This is a genomic window from Marinobacterium rhizophilum DSM 18822 (assembly GCF_000378045.1).
GTDB classification, from domain to species: domain Bacteria; phylum Pseudomonadota; class Gammaproteobacteria; order Pseudomonadales; family Balneatricaceae; genus Marinobacterium_A; species Marinobacterium_A rhizophilum.
Map to the genome: position 1 here is coordinate 22,887 of NZ_KB899099.1, position 22,876 is coordinate 45,762.

Annotated in this window: 18 protein-coding genes; 11 read left to right on the top strand and 7 right to left on the bottom strand. The window is 60.6% G+C overall.

Annotated elements, in window-relative coordinates:
* Positions 1 to 19: 19 nt before the first annotated feature.
* Positions 20 to 475, bottom strand: coding sequence for a regulatory protein RecX (locus tag F451_RS0112940; RefSeq protein WP_020681797.1), 456 nt, complete (start codon positions 473 to 475; stop codon positions 20 to 22).
* Positions 476 to 662: 187 nt separating this feature from the next.
* Between F451_RS0112940 and F451_RS0112945 the strand changes: the two genes are divergently transcribed.
* Both F451_RS0112945 and F451_RS0112950 read left to right on the top strand, forming a co-directional pair.
* A complete protein-coding gene (locus F451_RS0112945; RefSeq protein WP_020681798.1) occupies positions 663 to 1,226 on the top strand; it encodes a thioredoxin family protein in 564 nt (187 codons plus the stop codon).
* Complete coding sequence (locus F451_RS0112950) at positions 1,223 to 2,032, top strand: inositol monophosphatase family protein (protein WP_020681799.1); 810 nt, start codon at positions 1,223 to 1,225, stop codon at positions 2,030 to 2,032. The genes F451_RS0112945 and F451_RS0112950 overlap by 4 nt, the downstream gene beginning before the upstream one ends.
* A gap of 28 nt (positions 2,033 to 2,060) precedes the next feature.
* Here F451_RS0112950 and F451_RS0112955 read toward each other — a convergent pair whose 3' ends face one another.
* Together F451_RS0112955 and F451_RS0112960 are read right to left on the bottom strand one after the other, a co-directional pair.
* Complete coding sequence (locus F451_RS0112955) at positions 2,061 to 3,044, bottom strand: calcium/sodium antiporter (RefSeq protein ID WP_020681800.1); 984 nt, start codon at positions 3,042 to 3,044, stop codon at positions 2,061 to 2,063.
* Between the two features lie 389 nt (positions 3,045 to 3,433).
* A complete protein-coding gene (locus F451_RS0112960) occupies positions 3,434 to 4,540 on the bottom strand; it encodes an FAD-binding oxidoreductase (protein WP_026291740.1) in 1,107 nt (368 codons plus the stop codon).
* Positions 4,541 to 5,135: 595 nt separating this feature from the next.
* Between F451_RS0112960 and F451_RS0112965 the strand changes: the two genes are divergently transcribed.
* From F451_RS0112965 to F451_RS0113000, 8 genes are all read left to right on the top strand, one after another.
* On the top strand, positions 5,136 to 6,407 hold the full coding sequence (locus F451_RS0112965; RefSeq protein ID WP_020681802.1) for an aromatic ring-hydroxylating oxygenase subunit alpha: 1,272 nt from the start codon (positions 5,136 to 5,138) through the stop codon (positions 6,405 to 6,407).
* A 403-nt stretch (positions 6,408 to 6,810) separates the two neighbouring features.
* Positions 6,811 to 7,572, top strand: a complete 762-nt coding sequence (locus F451_RS0112970) for a siderophore ferric iron reductase (RefSeq protein WP_020681803.1) — start codon at positions 6,811 to 6,813, stop codon at positions 7,570 to 7,572.
* Entirely contained in the window at positions 7,565 to 8,332 is a 768-nt protein-coding gene (locus tag F451_RS0112975) for an ABC transporter ATP-binding protein (RefSeq protein WP_020681804.1), read from the top strand. Before F451_RS0112970 ends, F451_RS0112975 begins: the two co-directional genes overlap by 8 nt.
* A 22-nt stretch (positions 8,333 to 8,354) precedes the next feature.
* Positions 8,355 to 9,263, top strand: a complete 909-nt coding sequence (locus tag F451_RS0112980; protein ID WP_020681805.1) for an ABC transporter substrate-binding protein — start codon at positions 8,355 to 8,357, stop codon at positions 9,261 to 9,263.
* On the top strand, positions 9,260 to 11,221 hold the full coding sequence (gene fhuB / locus F451_RS0112985) for a Fe(3+)-hydroxamate ABC transporter permease FhuB (protein ID WP_020681806.1): 1,962 nt from the start codon (positions 9,260 to 9,262) through the stop codon (positions 11,219 to 11,221). The genes F451_RS0112980 and fhuB overlap by 4 nt, the downstream gene beginning before the upstream one ends.
* 18 nt (positions 11,222 to 11,239) lie before the next feature.
* Entirely contained in the window at positions 11,240 to 13,069 is a 1,830-nt protein-coding gene (locus F451_RS0112990; protein ID WP_020681807.1) for an ABC transporter ATP-binding protein, read from the top strand.
* Between the two features lie 455 nt (positions 13,070 to 13,524).
* Positions 13,525 to 15,642 (top strand): TonB-dependent siderophore receptor, encoded by a 2,118-nt coding sequence (locus F451_RS0112995; protein WP_020681808.1) that lies wholly within the window; start codon positions 13,525 to 13,527, stop codon positions 15,640 to 15,642.
* A 134-nt stretch (positions 15,643 to 15,776) separates the two neighbouring features.
* Entirely contained in the window at positions 15,777 to 16,274 is a 498-nt protein-coding gene (locus tag F451_RS0113000) for a DUF3016 domain-containing protein (RefSeq protein WP_020681809.1), read from the top strand.
* A gap of 64 nt (positions 16,275 to 16,338) precedes the next feature.
* On the opposite strand, the gene F451_RS0113005 is transcribed toward F451_RS0113000, so the two are convergent.
* The 4 genes from F451_RS0113005 to F451_RS0113025 form a co-directional block, all read right to left on the bottom strand.
* Entirely contained in the window at positions 16,339 to 17,379 is a 1,041-nt protein-coding gene (locus F451_RS0113005; protein WP_020681810.1) for a type II secretion system F family protein, read from the bottom strand.
* A 67-nt stretch (positions 17,380 to 17,446) separates the two neighbouring features.
* Complete coding sequence (locus F451_RS0113010) at positions 17,447 to 18,112, bottom strand: glutathione S-transferase (RefSeq protein ID WP_020681811.1); 666 nt, start codon at positions 18,110 to 18,112, stop codon at positions 17,447 to 17,449.
* Between the two features lie 218 nt (positions 18,113 to 18,330).
* Positions 18,331 to 18,585, bottom strand: a complete 255-nt coding sequence (locus F451_RS0113020; protein ID WP_020681813.1) for a hypothetical protein — start codon at positions 18,583 to 18,585, stop codon at positions 18,331 to 18,333.
* A 102-nt stretch (positions 18,586 to 18,687) separates the two neighbouring features.
* Positions 18,688 to 20,271: a BCCT family transporter gene (locus tag F451_RS0113025; RefSeq protein WP_020681814.1), complete on the bottom strand. Its 1,584-nt coding sequence runs from the start codon at positions 20,269 to 20,271 to the stop codon at positions 18,688 to 18,690.
* 1,028 nt (positions 20,272 to 21,299) lie between these two features.
* Between F451_RS0113025 and F451_RS0113030 the strand changes: the two genes are divergently transcribed.
* On the top strand, positions 21,300 to 21,983 hold the full coding sequence (locus tag F451_RS0113030) for a MaoC family dehydratase (RefSeq protein ID WP_083928426.1): 684 nt from the start codon (positions 21,300 to 21,302) through the stop codon (positions 21,981 to 21,983).
* Positions 21,984 to 22,876: the final 893 nt, after the last annotated feature.

The following is a 22,876-nucleotide window of genomic DNA, read 5'->3' on the forward strand; positions in this document are numbered from 1 at the left end:
CCGAATACAAGCGCGTCAATCAGCTGTCGTCTGCATCCTCCAGCGCATAACGCGCCTGCTCGAGGTTGTAACCACGGTTCAGCAGATAACGCATGCATTTGGCGTAGTGCTTTCGGTCCTGTTGCGACACCTGCCCAAAACGGCGCTGCGCCAGAGCGCGGGCCTGCTCGAACCAGTCGACCGGTTCTTCGTCCAGGCTCTGCTGCCAAAGCGCCGTATCGATTCCCTTGCGCCTCATCTCGGCACGAATCCGCAGGGGGCCAAAACCCTGCGCCGCCTTGCTGCGCAAGTACACTGCCGCGAAACGGGCATCACTCAGATATCCATCCGCCTCCAGCGCATCCAGCGCCTCTGCCAGCACGCCTTGCTCGGCGCACTTGCTGCCGATCTTCAGTTCCAGCTCCGCACGACTGTGTTCACGCCGCGCCAGCAACCGCACCGCCGCCGCCTTGATCTCGCCCAGAGTCTCAAGCATGTTCGCACTCACCTTACAGAACTGAAATTCACCTCGCGGGCTCCGTGCCCCGCCACCAGGACCGCATGGTAGAGCCTGATATCCGCCAACACCAGCCAACAGCCTCCACTGCCCGGTATCACTGCTACTATTATCATTTCTGTGCAAATACTACATATTTGTACAAATTGACGTGCCGGAGACCGCAATGACCCTGACCGCCTCCACCATGATGCCGCTGGGTACCCCGGCGCCGGATTTCTGCCTGCAGGATGTACGTAGCGGCGCGCTGATGACCTTGCAGGAAAGCGCCGGAGCGCAGGGCACCCTGGTCGCCTTTATCTGCAACCACTGCCCCTACGTACGGCATATAGAAGATGAATTGATTGAACTGGCCTGGGACTACCAGGCCCGCGGCATTGCCGTGGTGGCCATTTCGGCCAACGATGTCAATGTCTCACCCAGTGACGGGCCAGAACAGATGCAGGACCGCGCCTCGGCCAAGGGCTACCCGTTCCCCTACCTGTACGACGAAACCCAGGACGTCGCCCGGGCCTACAATGCCGTTTGTACGCCGGACCTGTTTCTATTCGATGGACAGAAAAAGTGCGTGTACCGGGGCCAGTTCGACGACTCCAGGCCCGGCAACGATATTGAAGTTACCGGCAGCGACCTGCGTCGCGCCTGTGATGCCCTGTTGACCGGCGACCCGATAGACCCGGACCAGAAACCCAGCATGGGCTGCAGCATCAAGTGGAAGTCGAACGCATGACGCAGGCGCCCGACATCCTGCTGGACGCCGTCATTGCATTGGCGCGGGACACCGGACGCTATCAACTCGGCCAGTTCCGCTGCGTGCCGCCCGGAGGCGGCGAACAGAAAAGTGCCCGCGAGCTGGTCTCGCGGGTCGATATTGAAAGCGAACGACAGCTGATCAAAGGCCTGAAAGCCCTCGACCAGGGCGCCGGTATATTTGGCGAAGAGAGCGGCCGCGAAGGCGATCAGCGCCGCTGTTGGGTTATCGACCCGATCGACGGCACCACCAATTACCTCTCCGGTCTGGACCAGTTCTCGATCTCGATCGCACTGCTGGACGAGGGGATGCCGCTGCTCGGCGTGGTCTACCGGCCGGCGTCCGACGAGGTGTTCAGTGCAGTACGGGGGCAGGGATTATTTCATAACGGCTGCCGGGCATCACCCATACCCGACGACCTTCGGCTGAAAGATGCGTTGCTCGGCACCGGCTTTCCATACCGCTCGCCAGACAGGGCCACCGCGTTTTTCGGTTGTGCGGAAGACGTGCTGTACCGCTGTCGCGGCATCCGCCGGCTGGGCTCGGCGGCACTGGACCTGAGCTACCTGGCCTGCGGCTACCTGCAGGGATTTTGGGAAACCGATCTGCAGCCTTACGATGTTGCCGCCGCGCTGCTCCTGCTTGATGAAGCCGGCATGTGCGTCACCAATGGCCGCGGCGCACCTTATCGCATAGGTGAAGACCGGCTGCTGATCGCCGCACCGCCGGGTGTGCATAAGGAGCTGCTGCCGATCGTCGCCCGCCATTATCCGGCGGGCGACTGAACAAACTGAACCGCAGACAGCCTGCGGTTCAGGCTGCGCTTGCAGCAATCACCGTACTGCCCAGATAGCCCATGTAGGTGATGTAGGCGGCAAGCAGGACGGCGCCTTCAAAGCGATTGATGCGCCCCTGCTTCTTGCCAAAGCTGTAGCCCATCAGGAACAGTACCAGCGTCAGCCCCATGGTCAGCCCCCAGTCGCGGTACAACACCACGGATTCCACCTCCAGCGGATGAATCGCGGCGGCAATACCCACTACTGCCAGGGTATTGAACAGGTTGGAGCCGATCACGTTACCGAGCGCCAGGTCATGTTCGCCCTTGCGCATGGCGGCAATGGATGATGCCAGTTCCGGCAGCGAGGTACCGATGGCCACGATGGTCAGGCCGATGATCAGATCGCTCACGCCCAGGGACTGGGCGATGGAGACCGCCCCCCATACCAGCACCTTCGAGCTGGCAACCAGCAGCGCCAGACCAATGAGCAGCCAGGTAATGGCGCTTTTCAGAGGCATGACGTTAGCAATCATGACCTCATCCATATCCACCGCCAGCGTATCGCCACGCTGGCGCATGGCCTGAAAGATCGACCAGCCCATGACCGCGAAGAAGGCCCCCAGCAGGATCAGCGCATCGAGCCTGTCAAGCTGACCGTTGATCAATAGCAGACCGGCCAGCAAGGTGACCACGGTCAGTATCGGCAGTTCCTTGCGCAGAATCTGCGAATGCACGGCAATCGGGCTGAACACCGCCACAACACCCAGTATCAGCGCTATGTTGGTGATATTGGAGCCGTAGGCGTTACCCAGTGCAAGACCGGGATTGCCGTCCAGGGCCGCCAGCGCGGAGACCACCATTTCCGGTGCCGAAGTACCGAAGCCGATCACCACCATGCCGATCAGCAGCGGCGGCATACCGGCGTGGCCCGCCGTCGCGGCGGCACCATCGACAAAACGATCGGCACTCCAGACCAGCAGCACCAGTCCCAGGATGACCGCAATAATTGGCAAGATCATAGTCCTGCCTCCATGCCACGGGAACTGACAACGGCGGAAACGGGCACACAGATCGTGAGCACGGCGGGCGTACATAACTGAAAATAATGATTCATGGTTTGACTGTCGGGGGCCGGCGCTGGACACAGAGACATATCAAAAGAGCCGGCCCCGGTGCTTTTGATCTATCTCAGGTCTCATCAGCCCGAATTTGGACATGATCGCCACGGGTCATGAGGACCCGGAGGTTGTTGACGACCATCCTGGCTGGCGCCAGGAGACTACTCCCCTAAGTGGCGAGAAGAATAGCAGAGTCGGCGCCGGAAATGAATCAACCGCCATATCCGCTATAAACGACAACAGGGGCCCTGGGGCCCCTGTTGCTCAAAAGCATCGCGCTACAAACCCGATCAGTATTCCACCACCACGTCGCCCTGGGGCACGCTGCAGCAGGACAGGATGTAGCCTTCGGCGACGTCCTCGTCGGTAATGCCGCCGTTGTGCGACATTTCAACCTCACCGGAAATCTTCATCACCTTGCAGGTACCGCAGATGCCCATGCCGCACGCCTTGGGAATGTGCAAGCCGAGTTTGGAAGCGGCCGCGTGCACGGTTTCGCCCGGAATGATCTGGACACTTTTGCCAGTGCTGGCGAAATCGACACGCAGCAAGTCCGACGCTTGGATGGCATCGGCCTCTTCCTGCGCCAGCTCGGCGAACTCCTCCACATCTTCCTGCACGTCGACCGGGGTCGCACCGAAGGATTCCTCGTGGTAATGCTTCATGTCGAAGCCGTTTTGCTCAAGCAGATGCTTGACGGCGTTCATGTAAGGGGTGGGGCCGCAGCAGTAAACTTCCCGCTCCATGAAATCCGGCGCCATCAGTTCGAGCATCTGTTTGGTCAGATAGCCGCGGAAGCCAGCCCAGGCCTCGCCCAGCTTGTCGCTCTGCTCGCAGACGATATGCATCTTGAACTCGGGAATCCGCGAGAAGATATGCTCCAGCTCGCGATGGTAAATGATGTCTTTCGGCGAGCGAGCACTATGAATGAATTCCACGTCCACGGCGGAGTTGGTGTCAAAGTACCAGCGCATCATCGACATCAGCGGGGTGATCCCCACACCGCCGGAGAGCATCAGCACCTTTTCAGCCGGGAAGTCGATACAGTTGAACTGACCGACGGGCCCGTGCACCGCCAGTTCGTAACCTTCGATCATGTTGTCGTGCAGCCAGTTGGATACCAGGCCACCCGGCGCGCGCTTGACGGTGATCGAGAAGCTGTAAGGTACCGACGGCGAGCTGGAGATGGTATAGGAACGGAAGACCTGTTCCCCCTTGATCTCCAGTTCAAGCGTCACGAACTGACCGGGTTTGAAGAAGAACATCACCGGCTGCTCCGCCATGAAGCAGAACGTCTTGACGTCCCAGGTTTCCTGGATCACCTTGACGCAGCGCACAACGTGGCGCCCGTTGCTCCAGGACTGGGTAGTAATCGGATTCAGCGCATTGGTATTCAGCAGGCTGACAGAAGTATTATTCATGTGACTTATCTCGTGTTGTCCGCAGACTCGGGTTGGCGTTTGTTATTCACCTGTCAACAACCGGTAATCCGTACCTGGCTGTCCGTCACCACCACAAACGTATGCATTCGTGCCTGTTTCGTGGGGCTTACATTGGCCTGCGGCCAATAACGACACATCCCGGTGTCGTTTAAAAAGACGCCGGACCAATGACCAGCAGGACACACAGGTTTCAATTACCCCATGCGCCCTTCGCCAGTCACTTGCCCGTGTTCATATTATGGCGCCATTGTCATCCCGACGCAGCCTCGCCATTTAGCTGTTTACGACAAAAATTTATCTGAACCAACCACCGCGGGCCCGGCAGAACAACAGGACGTCGAAAAGACAGCGATTATGTGTCGCAAACAGATAAATACCAAAGCCGGCCAAGGCGCACTATGCTTCCCATGGATGCCCGAACTAATGGCCCATTTATACGGCACAGCGCTGACGGCGGGGAAACCTAGGGCGGCGACTGAACTGACCTAAACAAGATTCTCACAGGCACGCCCATTGGGGGCTGCACCGGTGAATTGAGGATTAGCACCAAATGAACCAGAACGACCTTCTCAACACCACCTATGCCGACGTCGATACCGCGCGCAAAGAAATGGACAGTCTGCTGAAAAGCCGCGAGCCCAACTACTCCCTGCCGCGCCCGCTTTACAACGACCCGCACATGTTCCGGGTCGATATGGAAGAAATCTTCCAAAAGGAATGGCTGTTCGTCGGCATGACCAGTGAGCTTCCGAAAAAGGGCGACTACATCACCGTCGAGATCGGTCAGAACCCGGTGCTTGTTGTGCGTGATGCCGACGGCTCCGTTAATGCCTTTCACAACACCTGCCGTCACCGCGGTTCGCGTCTGTGTTCACAGCACCGCGGCAAGGTCGCCAACCTGGTCTGCCCGTATCACCAGTGGACTTACGACCTGAAAGGCAACCTGCTGTTCGCTGGCACCGACATGGGCACTGGCTTCGACAAGTCCCAGCACGGCCTGAAAAAGGCGTTCTGCAAGACTGGCGGCGGCTTCATCTTCGTTTGCCTCGGCAAGGAAGAGCCGGAAGGCGACTTCGACGAGTTCCTGGCCACCCTCGACGAATACATGGAACCGTACGACGTGGAGAACACCAAGCTGGCGGTGGAATCCAACATGCACGAACAGGCCAACTGGAAGCTGGTTCTCGAGAACAACCGCGAGTGCTACCACTGTGCCGGCAACCACCCGGAACTGCTGAACACCCTGCTGGAGTGGGACGATACCAACGACCCGCGTGCAAGCGAGGAGTTCCTGGCCCAGTACAATCGCCAGGCAGCAGAATGGGACGCCGAAGGCATTCCCCATCATCACAAGAACTTCGGCGTGCGCAACCGTATCGTGCGGATGCCGCTGAAGGAAGGCACCGAGGTCATGACCATCGACGGCAGCACCGGTTGCGAAAAACTGATGGGGCGCATCAAGAACCGTCACCTGGGCTCGATGCGTATCCTGCACCTGCCGAACTCCTGGAACCACATGCAGAGCGATCACTTCATCGTCTTCCGCGTGCTGCCGATCTCGGCCCAGGAATCCCTGGTCACCACCAAGTGGTTCGTGCACAAGGATGCGGTTGAAGGCGTGGATTACGACACCGCCAAGCTGCGCCAGGTCTGGGATGCCACCAACGAGCAGGACCGCCAGCTGGGTGAAGAGAACCAGCGCGGCATCAACTCCCTGGCCTACCAGCCGGGCCCCTACTCCGAGACCTTCGAGTTCGGCGTGATCAACTTCCTGGACTGGTACAGCGATACCATGCAGAAGAACCTCGAAACCAAGAGCTAAATGCTCGATCCGCCACGAAAGCCCGCATCTGCGGGCTTTTTTGTTTCTTTGCTGCCCACGAGGCTCGTTGCGACTCGTCAAATCATTGGGTTTAAGGCGGTCGCCTTAAACCCGACACCGGCGGTTTCGGGTGTCGCATTATGCCAACTGGAACCATTCGATCTGCAATACGCTCGATATTGCGGGTTCCGCGATGCCCATACATCGCAGAAAACGCTCAACCTCGTCGCGATACATCGCTGCACCTACCCTCCGCCTTACGCGCATTAATATAAATACGAATCATTGTCATTACCTTTATCATGAGATATTCTGCTTCGCCAGCGATCACCGGTTTCAGATTCAGGCGCCCCGGTGATTCCAGTTCCGGCTGACGCGTCCTCAGCCCCGTAGCGGCAATGCCATGCAAACCTGCGCAGAACTGACAGACCTTATGGCGCGAGCCTCCGAGCTGGTGCCCGCGCTGCAAGGGCGTGTCGGGTTACCGCAACCCGGCGAGATCGTGACCGACGGCGATGACCACGGTGTTATCGAATCCCTGCTGGAACACCACCGGCGACACCACCCGGAAGCCGGCCCGCATTACTGGTCGATCCACTGCTGGGCACTGTTGATCTGGCAGCCGGTGATCATCAGCCTGGTCAGCGTACACGTGCTCGAGCGCAGCATCGTGCTGCGTCGCCTGGCACAACAAGCCGCCGACGGCATGGTCGCCGGCTACAGCCTGCCGCCACAGCCACTTGAGCCCGGCCCGACGGATACGCTGATTCAGCGCACCGCCCTGGAACTGCGCTCGCTCTGTGAGCTGCTACTGACTCAGCTGTCCCGGCACACCCGGCACACCCGGGTCAATCCGGTTCTGGCCCGACGCCTGCTCGCCGACCGGGTGCTGGCGACGCTGCTGTACTTGCTGCAGTCACGAGCGAAGATCGATAACGCGCACATCGAATCGCTTGGGCGCCAGTGGCTATCGGCGCTGTCGCTGGAACGAGCCAGCGACCTGATGGTCATCGAACTGCCGGGGGGCTGCCGCCTGGCACTGGATCGCAAGGGCTGCTGTCAGCATTACCGCCGCAAGGACGGCAGCCTCTGCGCGAGCTGCCCGCGACAGCGACGCGAGGTCCGTATCGAACGATTGCAACAACAATGGAGCCAGGATGCTTGAGCTCAATAACATCCGCGTGCACCGCCAGGGACGCACGATCCTGAGCCTCGATCGGCTAAGCCTGGCCGCCGACGAGTTCAGCGTGATCCTGGGCCATAATGGCTCGGGCAAATCGACACTGATGAACCTGCTGGCACGCCAGCTCCAGCCCGACGAAGGCGCGCTGTGCCTCGACGGCAAAGCGCTGACGGCCTGGTCGCAACGCGCCTTCGCACGCCGCATCGCGTTTTTGCCCCAGCGCCTGCCGGAAGTGGCGGGGCTGAACGTCCGCGAGCTGGTGCGTCTGGGGCGCTTTCCCTGGCGAGGCCTGCTCGGTCGCTGGCAGGCAGACGATCACGCCATCGTCGACGCAGCGATGCAGCAGACCGACGTCGCCCACTACGCCGATCATATGACCGACCTGCTGTCCGGCGGCGAACGCCAGCGCGCCTGGGTGGCAATGCTGCTGGCGCAGCAGTCGCCGCTGTTACTGCTCGACGAACCCACTTCGGCGCTGGACCTGTCCCATCAGTATGAGCTCATGGCCCTGTTGCGCCGCCTCAATCGCGAGACTGGCCGCGGCGTGGTGGTCATCCTGCACGACATCAACCTGGCCGTACGCCATGCCGACCGCGTCCTGGCACTGAAGCAGGGCCGCCTCGCCTTTGACGGCACGCCGGACGCGCTGCTAAGCGAAGAACGCCTCTCGGCACTCTACGACATCGATATTCGCCTGTGCCCGCATCCCAGCCAACCCGAACAGGTCGCCGTCGTCGCCTGATCCACCAGCCCAGGACTCATCCATGCCCCGCCTGCTCCATTCGACACTGCTGTTCATCGTTATGCTGTTCGCCCGGCCGGGCTTTGCCGCCGAGGTCGAGGACAGTCTCGGCGTGCACCACTTCGCACAACCCGCCCAGCGGGTCGTAACACTGAACTGGGGGGCCACCGAGGAAGTGATCGAACTAGGCGTCACCCCGGTCGGCATCGCTGAAATCCAGGGCTATCGTGACTGGGTGGTACGTCCGGTTATTAAGGGTGACAGCGTCGACGTCGGCACCCGTGCCGAACCCAATATCGAGCGCATCGCGGAACTTACGCCGGACCTGATCGTGGTCGGCACCATGCAGCGCGATATGGTCGAGCGGCTATCGCGCATTGCGCCGGTGCTCTATTTCGATAATTACCGCATCGACCATGATAACCACCAGGCCGTGCTGAAGGCCTTTCGCCAGCTGGCGCGCGCACTGGGGCGCGAGACGGCAGCCGAACAGCGCCTAGTCCACCGGGCAGCGCGGCTCGAGGAACTGAAACGGCAGCTGCATTCACACTACGGCGACTCTCTGCCAAACGTGACCGCGGTACGTTTTATCGATACCGCCCATGTTCGCGTGTACGGTGACAATTCCATGGCCCAGGTTGCCTTGCAGGCACTGGGGCTGGCGTCAGCGTTGCCGCTACCCCGCAGTACCTGGGGCCAGACCCAGAAGGCAATCACGGACCTGGCCGTTATCGACGACGGAATCCTGCTCTACATCGAGCCATTCACCAAAGCCGACGCCTTGTTCTCGATGCCGCTCTGGCAGATCATGCCCTTCGTCAGGAACCAGCACATCGCCGCCGTCGAGCCGGTCTGGACCTACGGCGGTGCCCTGTCGGTACAGTACCTCGCCGAAGCATTCTGCCACGCCCTGCTGCAGCTGGAACCATGATCCGACGCTACTGCATTACCGCCGCGCTGCTGGCGCTGATGGCACTGTTGCACCTGCAGCTTGAAACCGACCTGTCGCTGGGCAGCCAGGGGGCGCTGCTGCTGGGCCAGCCGCCCGCGAGTTTCGCCGACTTCCAGTACCATTTCGCCAGCCTGCCACGCCTGGTGCTGGCGCTGCTGATCGGTGCGTCAATGGGTCTTATCGGCAGCCTGCTGCAACAACTGCTGCAGAACGCTCTGGTCTCGCCGATGACCCTGGGCGCCACCTCCGGTGCCTGGTTCGGCCTGCTGGTTGCGACTATCGCCTGGCCGGCGTTCGCCGCCGAACACGGTGAATGGGCGGCGATTCTCGGTGCCGCGCTGGCGGTATTGCTGGTCATGACGATCGCTGGCCGCCACGGCCTGAGGGGGCTACCAGTGGTACTGGCGGGCATGGCGGTCAACCTGCTGTTCGGCGCGCTGGCCTTTGGCCTGGTACTGCTGCACGACCAGTACGCCCGCGACGTCTTTATCTGGGGCTCCGGTAACCTGGCCCAGACGGACTGGCACTGGGTGCAGTGGCTGGCACCCCGTCTGCTGCCGATACTGCTGTTGCTGCTGATCGCCCCGCGCCCGTTGACGCTGCTGCGCCTGGGCGACGGCGGCGCCCGCGGCCGAGGCCTGAGCCTGTTGCCGGTGATGGTGATCCTGCTGGTACTGGTGCTCTGGCTCACCGCGGTCTCAATCACCGCGGCTGGCCTGATCGGCTTCATCGGCCTGCTGACGCCGAACCTGGCGCGCATGCTGGGTTGCCGCAGCGCCCGCGACGAGCTCTGTTACAGCCTGCTGCTCGGCGCACTGCTGCTACTCGCCACCGACGCCATCGCACTGGCCTTCAGCCAGTGGTCCGCGAACCTGGTGCCCACCGGTGCCGCGGCAGCCCTGATTGGCGCGCCGGCACTGATCTGGCTGTCACGCCATCGTCTCGCCGCCGGTGACCAGGAAGTCAGCCGCATGCCGGCAGGCCGGCTCGAGCTGCCGCGCCGTATCTGGTTGCTGATTGCCCTGGCCCTGCTGATAGCGGTGCTGGCGTCAGTGGCCCTGGGCCCGGCAGCCGCGGGCTGGCACTTGCAGTGGCCTGACGCCCTGGTCTGGTCGCTGCGCTGGCCCCGTATCCTCGCGGCCGCGGCGGCGGGCCTGGGACTCGCGATTGCCGGCGTCATGCTGCAGCGGCTGATCCGCAATCCGCTTGCCAGTCCCGACATTCTCGGCCTCTCGGCCGGTGCAACGCTGGCACTGGTGATCGCCGCCATGGTTTTCGGAGGCTCGATACGCGCCGCCGGCCCGCTGATCGCCTTTGCCGGCAGCCTGACGATTCTGCTGCTCCTGCTGCTGCTCGGGCGCCGTCACCGATACGCGCCTGGCATTATGGCGTTGATGGGCATATCCCTGGCGGCACTGCTTGATGCCGTTCTGCGCTTTACCCTGGCCACCAGCAGCGAAGATGCCGTCGCCCTGATCGGCTGGCTGTCGGGTTCCACCTACCGGGTCTCCGAATCCGAGGCCCTGCTGTTGAGCGTTGGCGTTCTGATCACCGGCGCGCTCAGCCTGGCCTGCCAGCGGGCGCTTACGCTGATATCCATCAGCGAGGGCATCGCCGCGGGCCGCGGTCTCAACCTGGCCCGCAGCCGCATTCTGCTGCTAACGCTGGTATCGCTGATCTGCGCCCTGGTCACCTCAGTAATGGGACCGGTCGCCTTCGTCGGCCTGCTGGCGCCGCACATGGCAACCCTGCTCGGCGCCCGCAAGGCACTGCCACAGTTGCTGCTGGCCGCTGTTCTGGGACTGTTGCTGATGCTGCTGTCCGACTGGCTGGGTCGAGTGATCATCTATCCGATGCAGATACCCGCCGGCCTGATCGCCTCAATCATCGGCGGCAGCTATTTCGTCTGGCTGCTGGCGCGTCGCCGTCTCGCCTGACCTTTTTCAAGGACCTTTATGTTTCGCTATTTCGAATGCCTGACCCCGCCGTTTCCCGAAGGCCCGGCACAACAGCCGCCGGGCACCCTGCTGGCCTTCTGCCGTCACTACAGCCAGGGCTATGAAAAGGCCCTGATGGTACTGGCGCTGTTCACGGTGATCATCGCCGGTATCGAGGTTGCCCTGTTCAACTTCCTTGGCCAGCTGGTCGACTGGCTCGGCAGCCACGATCCGGCAACGCTGCTGAGTGATGAAAGCGCCACGCTCTGGGGTATGGGGCTGCTGGTCCTGGTGGCCCTGCCACTGTCGGTGCTCGTCCATTCAATGCTGTTCCACCAGTCGCTGTTCGCCAATTACAGCATGGCGGTGCGCTGGCAGGCCCATCGCTACCTGCTGGGCCAGAGTTTCGACTTCTACCAGAACGAGTTCGCCGGCCGCATCGCCACCAAGGTGATGCAGACTTCGGAGTCGCTGCGTGAAACGGTAATGAAGCTGCTCGATGTGCTGCTCTACGTCGCGGTCTATCTGTCGGGCATGACGGCGCTCATCGTCGCCGCCGACTGGCGTCTGTCGCTGCCATTGCTGGGCTGGGTGGCCTGCTACACCCTGCTGCTGGCAGTCAACATTCCTCGCCTCAAGGCACGTGCCGCGACCCAGGCCGATGCCCAGTCCCAGATGACCGGCCGTATCGTCGACAGCTATACCAACTTCAACACGGTCAAGCTGTTCTCGCACTCCGAGCGCGAATCCGCCTACGCCCGCGCCAGCATGCAGGGCTTACTCGATGCGGTCTATCCGCTGATGCGCCTGATCACCGGACTCAATATCTCGCTCTGGCTGCTCAACGCGCTGCTGATTTTCGCCACTGCGGCTTTGTCGATTCACCTCTGGATGCAGGATGCGGTCAGCGCCGGCGCCATTACCATCGCCATCTCGCTGACCCTGCGCCTGAAGAGCCTGTCGCAGTTCATCATGTGGGAAATTGCCGCCCTGTTCCGCAATATCGGCACCCTGCAGGACGGTCTCGAGACCCTGTCCCAACCCCAGTCAGTACGGAATACCTCCAATGCCTGCACACTGAGGATCGGTGGCGGCGGCATTCATTTTGATGATATTGGCTTCGGCTACCACGCCGGCCAGGCCGTGATCGACGGTCTGACACTGGACATTCGTCCCGGCGAAAAAATCGGTATCGTCGGCAGCTCCGGCGCCGGCAAGTCGACACTGGTGAACCTGCTGCTGCGGTTCTACGACCTGCGCCAAGGTCACATCCTCATCGATGGCCAGGACATCGCCAATGTCACCCAGGAGAGTCTGCGTGCCCACATCGGCATGGTCAGCCAGGATACCTCGCTGCTGCACCGCTCGGTGCGGGAGAATCTGCTCTACGGCAATCCAGACGCCGACGAGGCGGCGATGATCGAGGCGGCCCGCAAGGCGCACATACACGATTTTATCGAAACGTTGTGCGATCCCGAAGGCCGCACCGGCTTCGACGTTCGCGTCGGCGAACGGGGCCTGAAGCTCTCCGGCGGCCAACGCCAGCGCATCGCCATTGCCCGGGTGCTGCTCAAAAACGCCCCGATACTGGTGCTCGACGAAGCAACCTCGGCACTGGATTCAGAAGTCGAAGCCGCGATCCAGGAAAACCTCGACGAGCTGATGCAGGGCAAGACGGTGATCGCGATCGCCCACCGGCTGTCGACGATCGCGGCGCTCGACCGGCTGGTCGTGCTCGACCGGGGCCGCATCGTCGAGCAGGGCAGCCATGCCGAACTGCTGGCTCGCGGCGGGCGCTATGCCCAGCTCTGGCATCACCAGTGCGGCGGTTTCCTCGGCACCTCGTAGGCGGGGTCAGCGGCCAATCCGCGCAACCCGACACAGGTGCCGCTTGCAGCGCATCGATCTACACGACTATTGATTGACTGGGCTCCGCGATGCCCGCCCCACGTTGAGTACGTTATATCCGCAGCCAAAATATCGCTGCGCCCATCCAACCCGGATACTGCGCAGCCGTTTAAGCCCACACCGATGCCATTTGCAGCCCTTTGACCTGCACAAAGGTCCAGATGGCGGCTGCGCGACGCCCAAACGACAGCGGGCGCTTTTAGAGCGGTACCGATGCGCCGCTATACCGGCCAGCCGTCACTTTTTATCAACGCCCGTCCTTCTTCTTTAAATGATATTGATTTTCATTTATATTACGCTTCGTATTTTAGTTGGTGTCTAAACATCATTTCAGGCAGGCGACTCAGCGCGCGCACCACGCCCGGCATGGCGAAGATCGAAGGAGAACGATTTCCATGGCTTTACGACGCAACCCGCTTTCACTCGGCATCCTGGCCGCACTTTCGGCAACGGCTGCCGCACCGACACTCGCGTCCAACGAGAGTGGCGCTGTAGTGCTGCAGACTCTGGAGGTGTCCGGCGAGGGTATCAAAGCCGAGACCGAGCACTCGGAGTCGTACAGCGCCCCGATCGCTACCAGCGCCACCCGCCTCGCCCTGACGCCGCGCGAAACGCCGCAGGCCGTGACCACCGTCACCCGCGCCCTGCTTGACGACTACTCGCTCAACACCCTCAACGACGCCCTCGAGCTGACGCCCGGCGTGTCCGTGGAGCGGGTCGAAACGGACCGCACCTACTACACCGCACGGGGCTTCAACATCACCAACTTCCAGGTGGACGGACTGGGGATCCCGGCGATCTACGACAACCTCTATGGCGACATCGACACCGCCATCTATGACCGTATCGAAGTGCTGCGCGGCGCCAACGGCCTGCTGTCCGGCACCGGCAACCCCTCGGCTACCGTCAACCTGATCCGCAAACGCCCGACCGAGGAATTCCAGGCCTCGGCCGACCTGTCGGCGGGTTCCTGGGACCGCTACCGCCTGCAGGGCGACGTCGCAGGGCCGCTGAACGAAGCAGGCACTGTACGCGGCCGCCTGGTGGTATCCGGCAGCAATGAAAACTCCTACCTCGACCGCTACGAGAAGGAACGCAACGTCTTCTACGGCGTTATCGAAGCGGATCTCGGCGACAACACCCTGCTGACCCTGGGCCACACCGAACAGCGCGACTATGCCGACAGCCCGCTCTGGGGCGCACTGCCGCTGACCTACGCCGACGGCAGCCCGACCAACTACGACGTTTCCACCAGCACCGCGGCCGACTGGGCCTACTGGGACAATGTCACCCGCGACACCTTCGTCGAGCTGCAGCAGCAGCTCGGTGGCAACTGGAGCGCTATCGCCCGCCTGACACACCTCGAAAGCGATTCCGACAGCGAGCTCTTCTACCAGTACGGCTCACCGGACAAGGACACCGGCCTGGGCCTCTACGCCTACCCGAGCGCGTACGAATTCGAAAGCGAACAGCTGATCGCCGACGTCTATGCCACAGGCCCATTCAGGCTCGGCGGTCGCGAGCACGAGCTGGTCGTCGGCACCCAGTGGTACCGCTCCGAGGTCTCGGACCTGTCGTACTACGGCCAGGGCATCGGCACGGCGCTCGGCCCGCTTGAGGACTTCGATGGCAACTACCCGAAACCGGCATTTGACGCAGGCACAGCCGGCAGCGACTGGGAAGACGAGCAGACCAGCCTTTACGGCGCCGCCCGCTTCAGCCTGACCGACCGCCTGGCGCTGATTACCGGCCTGCGCGTCACCCATCTGGATTCCGAAGGGGTTTCCTATGGCGTGAGCCAGGACACCTCCTATGACAATGAGCTGACGCCCTATGCCGGCGCGGTCTACGACCTGACCGACAGCGTTTCGGTCTATGCCAGCTATACCGAAATCTTCGATCCGCAGAGTGAGATCGATAGCAACCGCAAACGCCTCGATCCTGTCCAGGGCAGCAATATCGAGGCCGGCGTGAAAGCCGACCTGTTCAATGGCGGCGCCTATGCCGCGCTGGCGGTATTCCGCGCCGAGCAAGATAACGTGGCCGAAGCCGCCGGGACGATTTCGGGTACCGTTGACACTTACTACCGGGGTGTCGATGGGGTGGTCAGCAATGGCTTCGAGCTGGACCTGGCCGGCGAGGTACTGCCGGGCCTGCAGGCGTTGGCCGGCTACAGCTACGTCGACATCGAAAACGCCGACGGCAGCCGCGCCAAGACCGAAACGCCGCGCCACCTGCTGAAACTGTCCTCGACCTACCGCCTGCCGGCCCTGCCGCAGATGCGTGTCGGTGCCAGCTACCGCTGGCAGGATGCTATCCGCAACGCCACCGCCGAACAGGACAGCTACGGCGTGCTGGGGCTGATGGCCGATTACGCCTTCACGCCGAACCTGAGCGCGACCCTGAATCTCAACAACGTCACCGATGAGAAGTATCTCAACAGTCTGAAATACAACCAGTCGTACTATGGCGCGTCACGCAATGCCATGCTGAAGCTCAGCTGGAAATACTGATCGGGCAGTCGCCATCCCCGGGGGAGAACTTTGCTTCTCCTCTTTTTTCTTTGCGCCCAAGGAGGTCGGCCGCTCTGCAGAACAACCGTAGTGCTCCAGGGTCGAATGTCATGAAGCCCAGCAGGAGACCGACGATGCAAAAGCTCAAATCCGGTCTGGTAGCGGCCTTGGCTCTGGCACTGGCGTTGCTGCCGACCGCAGTCGCGGCCGGCGTCGAGGTGGATTTCATCGATCCGCAAAAATACACCGACCTTGGCGACTATGGCAGCTCACCCGATCCCCTGCCGATATTCGCCCGCCATCTGCAGCAGTTGGGCGCCCGATGCCTTGCCCCCGAGGATCGTCTTCATATACGCGTGCTCGATATTGACCTGGCCGGCCAACAGGAATGGTGGCGAGGCACCGCCTACACCGATGTGCGGGTGATGCGTGACATTACCTGGCCACGCATGCAACTTGAATACGACTGGCTCGATGGCAACGGTGCCTTAAGGAAGCAGGCACAGGCGCGGCTTGCGGATATGAATTACCTGATGTTTGGCCACCACATCACTGCCCGGAATGAGCTCTACGGCTACGACAAGGCCATGCTTAGCCGATGGTTCGAGCAAGAGTTCTGCCGCCGCAGCTGATATTAACGCCCCGCCAATGGTACGGCGCCTGGAACCGACTCATCGTTGGCAGCAGTCGTCTGGATCATCCTGCCAAGAACCTGCCTGCCACACCCAATACCAGCAGATAATAGAATCTCGGCAGCCATTCGTATAATGTCTGCGCCGCCAGCTCCAGGCGCTGCTGCAGGAGAGCCAATTGATGCTCGATCGCCGGTGCCACCCGGCCCGCCTGTTCCGCACTGCGGATCAACTGAGTCATTTCTGTGGATAACAGCAGGCCCGTCTGCTGCAGCGCATCGGCCAGCGTCTCGCCCCGGTAAACGCAGTGCTGGGCCCGCCGTACCGCGCGCTGATAATCGCTGCACTGTAGCAGCCTGGCGGTGCTCGCCAGAGCCGAGCCACAATCAGCACCGGCTTTCAGGGGCCATAGCAGCAGGGCCAAAAAATAATACTCGTACGCCAGGTTATACAGGCGGGATCGCTGCTTTTTACCATGAGCGGCCCCATGAGCAGCCCCATGAGTAGCGTCACGAACAGCCCCGAACGCGGCCAGACAAGACCTCCCACGCGCCCCCAAGCACCAGCCCCAGCTCAGCCACTGTACTGTGTCCGTTTCCAGTAGGCGTAGCAGTAACCCCGTGACCACTGCCACCAACCCGAGCCAGAGCCCGAGATCCAGCGACACGCCTGATAGGCTCGCATCGTGCATCTGCATCCGCAGCAGACTGCCCGCAAACAGGGCCATGATCAGCACACCCCAGGGCAGCCAGAGCTTCACCCTGAAGGCGCGGATACGCTTGCGTCGCCGCTCTGCGCTGGCGGCGACCTGGCGTAGCGCCTCGTCGAGTTGTCCAGCGTTTTCAGCCACCTGCAAAATATCAGCTGTCGATGGACTGAGTACCTGCGCCTGGGACAGGGTTCGCGCCAGTGACTCCCCGCCGCGCAACCGCTGACTCATCCGCCCCAGCGCGATGGCGCTGCCGGGAAACTGCTGTTGCAGCACGTCAAGCGCCTGCACCGGGGCGAGCCCGGCGCCGAGCAGAGTTGCCAGGCTGCGCAGCCGTTCCGCATCCCAGCGTGTTCGCCGGCCACCTTGCCTGTCAGTCCATTTTCGAGGTTTCATGCCTCGATACTAGATCCCCAGGCTCGCCCGTGCACCCTGTCAGCGTCTGCAGACGGCACTCTGGCCTTTATCGCGAATCCGCAGGAAACAGCGTTATGGCATCGCCAGGCCGCCAGGGCGGATATTTCGTCATAACGGCGGCAAACAAGTCCGATGCCAGCCAGTCGCTCAACCATCGCTGCAGCGCCTTGTACCCGCTGGCAGCAAACCAGACCGGATCGACCATAGAGAATTGGCGTACAAAGGGGAAAATTGCCGCATCCGCCAGCGTCGGTCTGTTCGCGACCAGACCTGCGCTGTGCTGCAAGCTGGCGTCCAGCGTACGCAAAAACGGCTCGGCCATTTCGCGGTATTCAACGGCCGTCTTCTCCGGATAACGGTCGGCATATTTATACCGGTCCAGCGCCCACTTGAACTCGCCATCATTGCGCCCGATCAGCGCCATTGCGCGCTCTTCACACCCCAGCCAGTGTTCGGGATCATGCTGCTGCAAAGCCCACAGCATGATATCGAGACTTTCTGCAATCACCCTTTGCGCCACAGGCTGCGTGCCATCATGCCCAACGTGCAGCACGGGCACCGTACCCTTGGCCGAAACGGCCAGCATTTCAGCGGGTTTGTCTCGCAACACCACCTCTCTGAGCTCACAACGGATACCCGCACAGGCGAGCGCCAGCCGGGCACGTATGGCATAGGGGCAGCGACGAAAGGAATACAGGATAGGAAGCGGCACCTCAGGTCCCCTGTGATAACGGGCTATATGGCTCATAGGGTGCAGAGTGTACCTGTTTGCCCGCCGGCAGGAACAGCATTGCGCAAAGCCACCCTCGGCTTTGAAAAGCAAAAAACCCGCACAGGCGCGAGCCTGTCCGGGTTGCATAACAAAGTGAGCTTTCAGTGCGATGTGTCAGCCAGATCCCTGGCAGGAATACAGATCGAGCTGTTGGGCGACTAGCGCCCCAGCACCGGTACCAGATACTGATCAATTGCACGGGCCACGTCGGGCAGCAGTATTTCACGCTGCAGACGCAATTCCTTCACCAGGGCCTTGGCCTGGGGCAGACTGGCCGCACCCTGAGGCAGAGCCAGCCAGTTCAGCAGCTCGCGACAGCAATATTCGGCATCAGCCCCCTGGGCAACCGGAATGCCTAGGCGTACCAGACGTTCGCGAAAATCATCCTGATCGATCAGATCGGTGTACATCATATCTGCACCCTCTTTTATCCAACAATCAAACAGGCAGCGAGGCCTGTTTGATTGTTTTGCATATGCTGGCCGGGAAGCCGTCGTCCCGCACCGGCGTTTGGATTAAATGCTTTCTGCTCTCAAACCTTTATAAAGGCTCAGGCACATCAACATCAAGACCAGCGTGAACGGCAGGCCTGTGGTGATTGCCGCCGCCTGCAGTGCAGTCAGGGCTTCGGAACCGCCACCCACCAGCAGTACCGCAGCAATGATGCCCACCAGGGACGCCCAGAACAGTCGCTGAATCATGGGAGCATCCGTCTTGCCACCCGAAGTGATGCTGTCGATCACCAGGGAGCCGGAGTCCGCCGAGGTGATGAAGAACACCAGCACCAGCAACACGGCCACGGAAGACATCAGCATGCTCAGCGGCAAGTGCTCGAACATCTGGAACATCGCCAGGGACACATCACCGATACCGTTGGCCAGCGCGCCCACACCTGCCTGGGCCTGCTCAACAGCGGTGCCACCAAAGGCGCCCATCCAGACGGCAGTCACAAGCGTCGGAACCAGCAGCACGGCAGTCAGGAACTCGCGTACGGTGCGACCGCGGGACACACGGGCGATAAACATGCCCACGAACGGCGACCAGGATACCCACCAGGCCCAGTAGAAAACCGTCCAGCCGTGGAACCAGGTGCCGTCTTCACGGCCGATCCAGTTGCTCAGCGGTACAATGTTTTCTACGTAGCTTGTGACGATACCGCCAATCGATCCAAAGATTTGCAGCGTCGGGCCGACCACAATCACCAGCGCAACCAGGCTGGCCGCAATCACCATGTTGATGTTACTCAGCAGTTTCACACCGCCATCCAGACCCCGGGCAACGGACAGCAGCGCCACGGCGGTCACACAGACGATCACCACGATCTGGGTGGTCAGACTGTTTTCGATACCAAACAGGTAGTTCAGACCGCCAGACGCCTGCTGTGCACCCAGACCCAGCGACGTTGCCAGACCAAAAATGGTCGCCAGCACAGCCAGGATATCGATTACGTTACCGATCGGACCCCAGCACTTCTCACCCAGCAGCGGGTAGAAGGCGGAGCGGATGGTCATAGGCAGACCCTTGTTGTAGCAGAAGAACGCCAGCGCCAGAGCAACAACGCCGTAAATTGCCCAGGGATGCAGCCCCCAGTGAAACATGGTCGCGCCCAGGGCCAGTTCCGCGCCCTCGGATGTGCGTGCAGCCACATTCAGCGGCGTGCCGTACCAGTCGGTGTAGTAAGCCACAGGCTCCGCTACACTCCAGAACATCAGGCCGATACCCATACCGGCGGCAAACAGCATTGAGAACCAGGACATGGTCGAAAACTCGGGCTTGGCAGCAGCCCCACCCAGTCGAATCTTGCCCACTGGCAGCACAATCAGCGCCAGGCAGAAAAGCACAAAAATATTACCGCCGATCATGAACAGCCAATCAAAATTCTCGATTGACCAGCCGCGCGCGCCTGTCAGTGCGACTTTGGCTTCAGCGGGGAACAGCAAAGTGCCGATGATAAACAGTAGAATCAAGCCTGCACTAACGCCAAATACGGGGTTATGGACATCCATCCCCATGACCTGAACGTTATCCTGGCCTACCTCATAATCCGTTTCATATTCATTCTCGGCGCTTGCACTTTCGGTTTTTAAACCCGCGTTCATTCAACACTCCTCACCCGTATCGGGATCGATATCGTTTTGTCGTTATTGTTATATTTCGCGACGAAATCTCTGCGAAATCCATTAACCCCAGAAAGGGATAAAAGTGAACCTCCCGCAGAACTAAGCTGGCACAATGGTGATACCATCTTACAAACAAGCACCAACGCCGGTGTTCTGATAGCGACACCAGCATTGCCCAAACGACGCAATGGCGACATTGGAATCCTGAAAACGTCATTAGTGCCGTCCAGCAAGAAAGTTCTGCAGATGGCGTCAACTCAAGCGCAAACGGCGAAAGCCGCTGCTTTGAGCACCGCAAAAGCCTCCGCACACCACCAGGTTTCTGCCCGACCGTCCGACGCGACATGCAGATTACCGGCGCGCTGCAGCCTGGTGCTGGCAACCGGCTGACACGAACGCGCCTACCCAGCCACCAGCGCACTTATTCGATAACGGCGACTGAGGCCTGTTGCGGCTGAAATCATTGCGGGGCACCGACGACGATGACATTCTGATCGAGGCGTTTGTCTGCGTGCTCGACGAGGTCACCCCGCCATGAATGGCGCTTCGAGACGACGCCCAGCCAGAAGGACAGCGGGCTGACAGGGTTTCGACGGATCCCATTAAAGATGGTCGGGACGGTAAATGCGCTATTGGCTCTGCGCATCAACCTGGTGGACAAATAGGTTCCCTCCCTATTTGTCCGTCACGCCACAGCCCTTTAACTCAAGAGAGTGGGCGCGAGTGCGTGAACGTGCTGGTTTTGCTGGCGTTCGCATTGGGCCATTTTTTAAAGCAAGACCCAATGATGAAGCGTCCATGCCTCATATCAATCCGCGGGTTAATAGCACTGGCGCCGATGACACCAAATCTGTACCGTCTTGCGGGTATGCGGTCGATACCCCGGGTAATCCGACTGGATGCAACCGGGGAACCGGAATTAATACAGCAACTCGGCCGCGATGATACCAATGAGTTGAAGCAGCCAGGGCCGTGTCACCCTTCAGTCACCACCAATACAGGATCTGATGATGGACGTCTTCGAGTACATCAGAGAAAAAGAAAGGTCGATCAGAACCCGGATCAGCAGCCTTGATCTGAAGAACACGTCCGACGCTCATCTGCGCCAGCTCTCCTATTTCATCAGCCATTCGCTGAATAACACGCTGAACAACTCCTGGGTTTCCAGAATGCACCTGTTCTTCGATACCGCCAGCGACCGCGAACTGCAGGGCGTCAAGAACGCCAAGGTTATTGCTTTCTATCAAGACTGGCAGTCGCGTATTGGCAGGGAAGTCTTCGTGGGAGACTGGATGACGATTGATCAATCCCGTATCGACCATTTCGCCGATGTTACCGGTGACCGCCAGTGGATTCATACCGATCCTGAGCGCGCGCGTAGCGAATCGCCATTCGGCGGAACCATCGCCCATGGCTTTCTGGTCCTGTCGCTGCTGCCGGAGCTGACCGATACCGTCAATCCGGAAAAGCCCCCCTACCCCGAAGCCCGCATGGTGGTGAACTGTGGGCTTGACCAGGTGCGCTTTCCGCACCCGGTCAGAACCGGCAGTCGAATCCGCGCCCGCACCACCCTGATATCCATGACCGCATCGAAACGCAGTATCGAAATGGTGAACCGCATTCAGGTAGAAGTAGAAGGATCGAGCCGCACCGTGTGCGTCGCCGATACACTGCTGCGTCTCTATTTCTGACCGAACAGATCGTAAACACGCCCGTTCAGCCGCCAGGCAATTACGCGGGCTAACCCCGCGGCGTCAGCGCATAAAGCCTGCTCCTGCGCAGCCCGCCAGTGATGCTGGAAATACTGTTAATGCCGGCACCAATCTCAGTGAACCGACATCCTGCAGATAAAAAAAATCCGGGCAGGGTGCCCGGATAAAAGCCGTGATGGGTACAAAGTATTCAAGGTGAATGCATGCAAACACCCGAGCTCAGACAAAGACCGGAAAACATCGAATAAGCGATACTTTCCGCAATGGATACAGGGTAATGCGATAACAGAGCCGTCGGTAATATCAGGTGAATGGTGAGTTCACCCTGAGCAGATATTGCCTGCGTCGACTGTAAAAACAGAATAGCCCAGCCGACGCTCGGGCGACTATCCAAACTCGCCACAAAGTATTCTCTTTACGACAGCCGGGAATTATTATTTTTTACCCCATCGCAAGGGCCGGTAAATTTAGCAGGCATCGGGCTCCGTAGCGGAGCAGCCAACAGTGCCACACTTTTCGCGGCGCGAAACTGACCGGTAAAGTGGACAGATTCGGGACAGGCCGCAGCCTCTCCAACCCGGGCAATGGGCATTTCGCCTTGTGCCAGAAGCGCGCCCCCCGTTCCACACCTCATCCGCACGGTGCTGGGCCAGGCAGTCGCCCAGGGCCATCATCGCCGCTGCATTGCGCGACTGCCGAAGCACCCGCAAGCTTTAGAGCCCATGCCGGCATATTGGCGCAGGGTCTACCCTGCCGCGCCCCCTGCCTGTTCAAGCTGCACTTTCAGCCGCAGCGTGCCGGTATCCCCTTACCGCATCCGATCGCATTTTTATCCCCCATCCGCCTTTCGGCTGTTGACAGTCATACGGTAA